Annotated in this window: 5 protein-coding genes and 1 pseudogene; 2 read left to right on the top strand and 4 right to left on the bottom strand. The window is 51.1% G+C overall.

Features of this window, described 5'->3' with window-relative positions:
• Window positions 1-23: 23 nt before the first annotated feature.
• A pseudogene (locus QZ147_RS08370) lies at window positions 24-551 on the top strand (DNA polymerase); the annotation flags it as partial.
• A 228-nt stretch (window positions 552-779) separates the two neighbouring features.
• A complete protein-coding gene (locus QZ147_RS08365) occupies window positions 780-1,940 on the top strand; it encodes a sugar transporter (protein ID WP_295149237.1) in 1,161 nt (386 codons plus the stop codon).
• A 267-nt stretch (window positions 1,941-2,207) separates the two neighbouring features.
• Here the strand turns inward: QZ147_RS08365 and ttdB are convergent, their stop codons facing one another.
• The 4 genes from ttdB to QZ147_RS08345 form a co-directional block, all read right to left on the bottom strand.
• Window positions 2,208-2,819, bottom strand: a complete 612-nt coding sequence (gene ttdB / locus QZ147_RS08360; RefSeq protein WP_295149236.1) for a L(+)-tartrate dehydratase subunit beta — start codon at window positions 2,817-2,819, stop codon at window positions 2,208-2,210.
• Window positions 2,816-3,715 (bottom strand): L(+)-tartrate dehydratase subunit alpha, encoded by a 900-nt coding sequence (gene ttdA / locus QZ147_RS08355; protein WP_295149233.1) that lies wholly within the window; start codon window positions 3,713-3,715, stop codon window positions 2,816-2,818. The genes ttdB and ttdA overlap by 4 nt, the downstream gene beginning before the upstream one ends.
• Before the next feature lie 13 nt (window positions 3,716-3,728).
• Window positions 3,729-4,250, bottom strand: a complete 522-nt coding sequence (locus QZ147_RS08350) for a DUF2809 domain-containing protein (RefSeq protein WP_295149231.1) — start codon at window positions 4,248-4,250, stop codon at window positions 3,729-3,731.
• Window positions 4,243-4,481: hypothetical protein (locus tag QZ147_RS08345; protein WP_295149228.1), on the bottom strand; the 239-nt coding region annotated here is incomplete at its 5' end. The genes QZ147_RS08350 and QZ147_RS08345, both read right to left, overlap by 8 nt.

Below are 4,481 nucleotides of genomic sequence, written 5' to 3'. Positions count from 1 at the left end.
ATTTTAAAATTTAGCGCTATAACGAGGGGCAAAACCGCGCGGTGGCGAAGAGTATAAATTTCGGCCTCATCTACGGCATGGGCTCGAGCAAGCTGGCAAATCAGGTAAGTATCACGCGCGCCGAGGCAAAGGAGTATATCGAGCGCTATTTTAAAGCTTTCCCTACGATAAAGGGCTTTTTAGAAGGGATAAAAACCGCGGCCAAAAACGAGGGCTTCGTGCGCACGCTACTTGGCAGGAAGCGGTTGTTTGACTTTACTACCGCGACGCCGATACAAACGGCGATGTACGAGCGTGAGGCGGTAAATACGATATTTCAAGGCTCGGCTGCGGATATCATCAAGATGGCGATGGTAAAAATCCGTCCGCTTTTAAGCTCACGCGCGAAAATGCTTTTGCAGATACACGACGAGCTGATTTTTGAGGTGCAGGACGGCTACGCTGAGGAGTTCGGCGCGGCGGCGCAAAAGATAATGCAAGAAATTTACAAACTAAACGTACCGCTAAAAACGAGCCTAAACGTTGCGAAGGATTGGGGGGAGTTGAAGTAAATTTAAGACTTTGAGCGCTCGGTAAAGCTATTTTATTTCGAGGCGTAAAAAGCGCATTTGGTTGAGTTTTATAGACTAGGCGGGGTTAAATTTAGCTATAATTTCCGCTTGAAATTTAACCCAAACGCGGCATAAGTGCGGCGCATAAATTTGAAACGATTCGGGCGCTAAAATCGCAAAATCGGTTAAACTTTGAAGCAAAATTAAAAAGTTCAAGAAAGAAAACCGATGAACGTCCATAAAATCGCCTACGTAAGAGTTACCTTGCTAGCGTTTGCCGCCTTTATTTTTAACACGACGGAATTTATCCCCGTGGCTCTGCTAAGCGACATCGCGGCGGATTTTAGCATGGACGCTACTAGCGTAGGCCTCATAATAGCCGTCTACGCGTGGGCGGTGAGCATCCTTTCGCTGCCGCTAATGCTGCTAACCTCAAAGCTCGAGCGCAAGAGATTGCTTTTGCGACTTTTCGTGCTATTTACGCTAAGCCACGTCCTTGCCGCAATTGCGTGGAATTTTACCGTTTTGGTAATCGCGCGCCTTGGTATCGCGATTTCGCACGCGATCTTTTGGTCGATCACCTCATCGCTCGTCGTGCGCCTAGCGCCGATAAATAAAGGCTCGCAGGCTATCGGCATGCTGGCTCTTGGCACCTCGCTTGCTATGGTTTTAGGGCTTCCTTTGGGGCGCGTGGTCGGCGAGCTTTTGGGTTGGAGGATTACGTTTTTTGCGATCGGCGCGCTTGCGGCGGCGGAGGCGCTGTTTCTTTGGAAAATTTTACCGTTTTTGCCAAGCCACCGCGCGGGCTCTCTTGCGAGCTTGCCGATGCTAGCAAGGCGTCCGATGTTGCTTGCTTTGTATCTGCTGACGTTTTTGATCGTAGGCGCGCATTTTACGACCTACAGCTATGTCGAGCCCTTCGTGGCGAAATTTAACCCCGCAGGCGATCACTTCGTAACCTACGTCCTGCTTGCATTCGGTGCTTCGGGCATTCTTGCTAGCATGCTTTTTTCAAAGCTTTACCGCTCATTTCCGAACGCATTTTTGATCTGCTCGATCCTCTTTATCCTAGCCTCGGTGCTGACGCTAAAAGCTTTTGTTGCAAATGACGCGGCGCTGCTGCTCGCGGCTTTCGTCTGGGGAGTGGGGATTTTCGGCTTTGGGCTTTGTTTGCAGATTAGGGTTTTGGCGCTGGCTCCGGATGCTACCGACGTCGCGATATCGATCTACTCGGCGATCTACAACGTAGGTATCGGCGGCGGAGCGCTTTTAGGACATCAAGTCGCAACGAGATTCGGGCCTTGGCACATAGGCGAGGCGGGCGCGATACTGGGCGCGCTAGGGCTTGCAAGCTACCTCTACGCAAGCGTGAAATTCGAGCAGAAATAGCGCGTAGGCTAAATTTACGAAAGAGCTTCGGCGAGATTAGCGCGCGCTTTTAGTCCGCGCTTTAAAACGGCGGCTTTGCGGGTCTAAGTTTTTAAAATTTATCCACGCGATTAGCCCTACCGACTGTTTTATTAATCGATTGTGTCCGCGATATCCGCCCAAAGCCCCTTAAAATTTGCCCCTCGTTATAGCGCTAAATTTTAAAATTTATCGACCGGGTGCAAAAATTTAAGGCGCAGATTTAAAACCCAAGCTACTAAAATTTAACTACTTTATAAATCCGACCTGCGGTAAAATTTCAGCCAGCGCTGCGTCCTTTTTCTCATTAAATTTGACCTTGTTCTGCTCAAAAAGGTTATTTCCGTGCGCGTCAATCGAGACTATGAGCGGGCCAAACTCCTTCACGCGACACTTCCACAAGGTCTCTGGCATCCCAAGCTCCGTCCAGTCGGCACTCTCGATCTCCTCGACCTGCGTAGCCGCCACCACCGCGCAGCCCGCGGGAAATACGCAGTGTATCGCGCCAAATTCCTTGCAGCCGCTCATCGTGCCTTCGCCCATGCCGCCTTTGCCGACAATGAGGCGCACGCCCGTTTTAGCGATAAATTCGCGCTCAAATTTCTCCATCCGCATGCTAGTAGTAGGCCCCACCGAGACCATCTCAAAGCTTTTTTCGCCTATTTTTCTGATGATCGGTCCAGCGTGCAAGATCGCGCCACCTCTGATGTCCACCGGCAGCTCGCGGCCCTCCTGCACGACGCGTCTGTGCGGCACGTCGCGGCAGGTGACGATGTGCCCAGTGAGGTAGATCACGTCGCCGATTTTGATATCCGCTAGATCCTCGGGCGCGATCGGCGTGGTTAAAATTTTCTTACTCATAGCGCGAACTCCTTGTGCGATTTTACGGCAAAATTTAGCTGCTCGTCCCAGACTATATGGCCTTTGCGGTGCGACCAGCAGCCCACGTTTACTGCCACGGCGATGACGCTTGGGTGGCGGGCGCAGTTTTCGATATGCACGCCCATCACGGAGCTCGCGCCGCTCATGCCCTGCGGACCCAGGCCGATTTTATTTATGCCCTCTTCGAGCAGCTTTTCGGTTAGCGCGGCGCGTTCGTTTGGATTACGCGAGCCAAGCGGCCTCATCAGCGCTTTTTTAGATAGCAAGGATGCCACGTCGATCGAGGTGCCGATGCCTACCCCCACTAGCAGCGGCGGACAGGCGTTTATGCCGTAGCTGGTCATTATATTCATGACGAATTTCACGACCCCCTCGTAGCCCATGCCCGGCATCAGTACGGTCGCCTTGCCTGGCAGGCTACAGCCGCCGCCCGCCATATAGGTGTGTATCTCGCACTCGCTGCTTTGCGGCACGATCTCCCAAAAGACGCTAGGCGTGCCCTTGCCGACGTTTTTGCCGGTGTTATACTCGTCGAAGGTCTCGACGCTGTTGTGGCGCAGCGGAGCCTCGCGCGTCGCTCTCAGTACGGCCTCTCTCAGCAGCTCCTCGAGCTCGCCGATGAGCGGGAAGTTCGCTCCGCAGCGCACGAAAAACTGGATCACGCCCGTATCCTGACAGGACGGACGGTCTAGCTGCTTAGCTAGGCGCTGGTTTTTAAACATCGTTTTGTAGATCTCCTTTGCCAGCGGCTGCGTCTCGCGCTCGGCGAGCTCCAGCAGCTTCGCCGTCACGTCGTCGGGCAGCACCTTGCCCGTGTAGCCGACGAATTTCGCCATGACCTCGGTCATCTTTTGCACGGCTTTTTCTTTATCCATCGCTTCTCCTTTGCTAAATTTTACTTTCAAATTTTTCGGCGGTGCCCGCCAGGACGCAGCCAACCGCGTAGCAGAGCAGGTCGGCGAAATCAAACGTTCCGCCGATCATTATTTTTAAAATTTTATTTTCTATGCCTAAAATTTGCACTGCGCCAAAATACTGCGCGAGCTCCAAAGCCGCCGCAAACGCGAAAATTTTAAGCGGTAAATTTAAAGGCGGCGCGCTAAATGCAGCCCGAGCCAAAGCGTAAAGCAAGATAACAGCCAAAACATCGCCCGCGTAGTGGCGCGCGAAGCCGCCCTTTACGCAGATCGCGATGTAAATTTCTACCGCTAAAATCAGGACCGCCACGGCTAAAAACGCTAGCCTCGTTCGCGCGCTTTGCCTTGTTTGCGTCTTTTGCGTACGCTTTGTACGGGCGTCACTCGAAACTCTAAAATCTCGCGCCGTATTCTTGGGCAAAATCTTATTTATGTATTTCGTAAATTCGGCTACGGTAGCGGTTTGTTTGGCTATTTTTTTAGATTTATACAAATTTATACCCCCACTCTAATCTGGACATACTTTCTAAGTGTATACCTGTACTTTTGGCATTTACGTCCTTTGATAAATATTTTATGATTTGGAATTTATTGTTTTCAAGTACCATAGTAACTATGGTAGTGAGCTTATCGTCTTTTAGAACGAAAAACACTCTGTATTTTTCGTTATTTTGCATAAACCAAACCCAAAATTTGCCCTCAAACCCAAAGTAGGGGAGTTTTC

Source organism: uncultured Campylobacter sp. (genome assembly GCF_905371695.1).
In the GTDB taxonomy this organism is placed as follows: domain Bacteria; phylum Campylobacterota; class Campylobacteria; order Campylobacterales; family Campylobacteraceae; genus Campylobacter_A.
The sequence above is the reverse complement of the archived record's forward strand: the minus strand, read 5'-3'. Positions and strand labels throughout refer to the sequence as shown.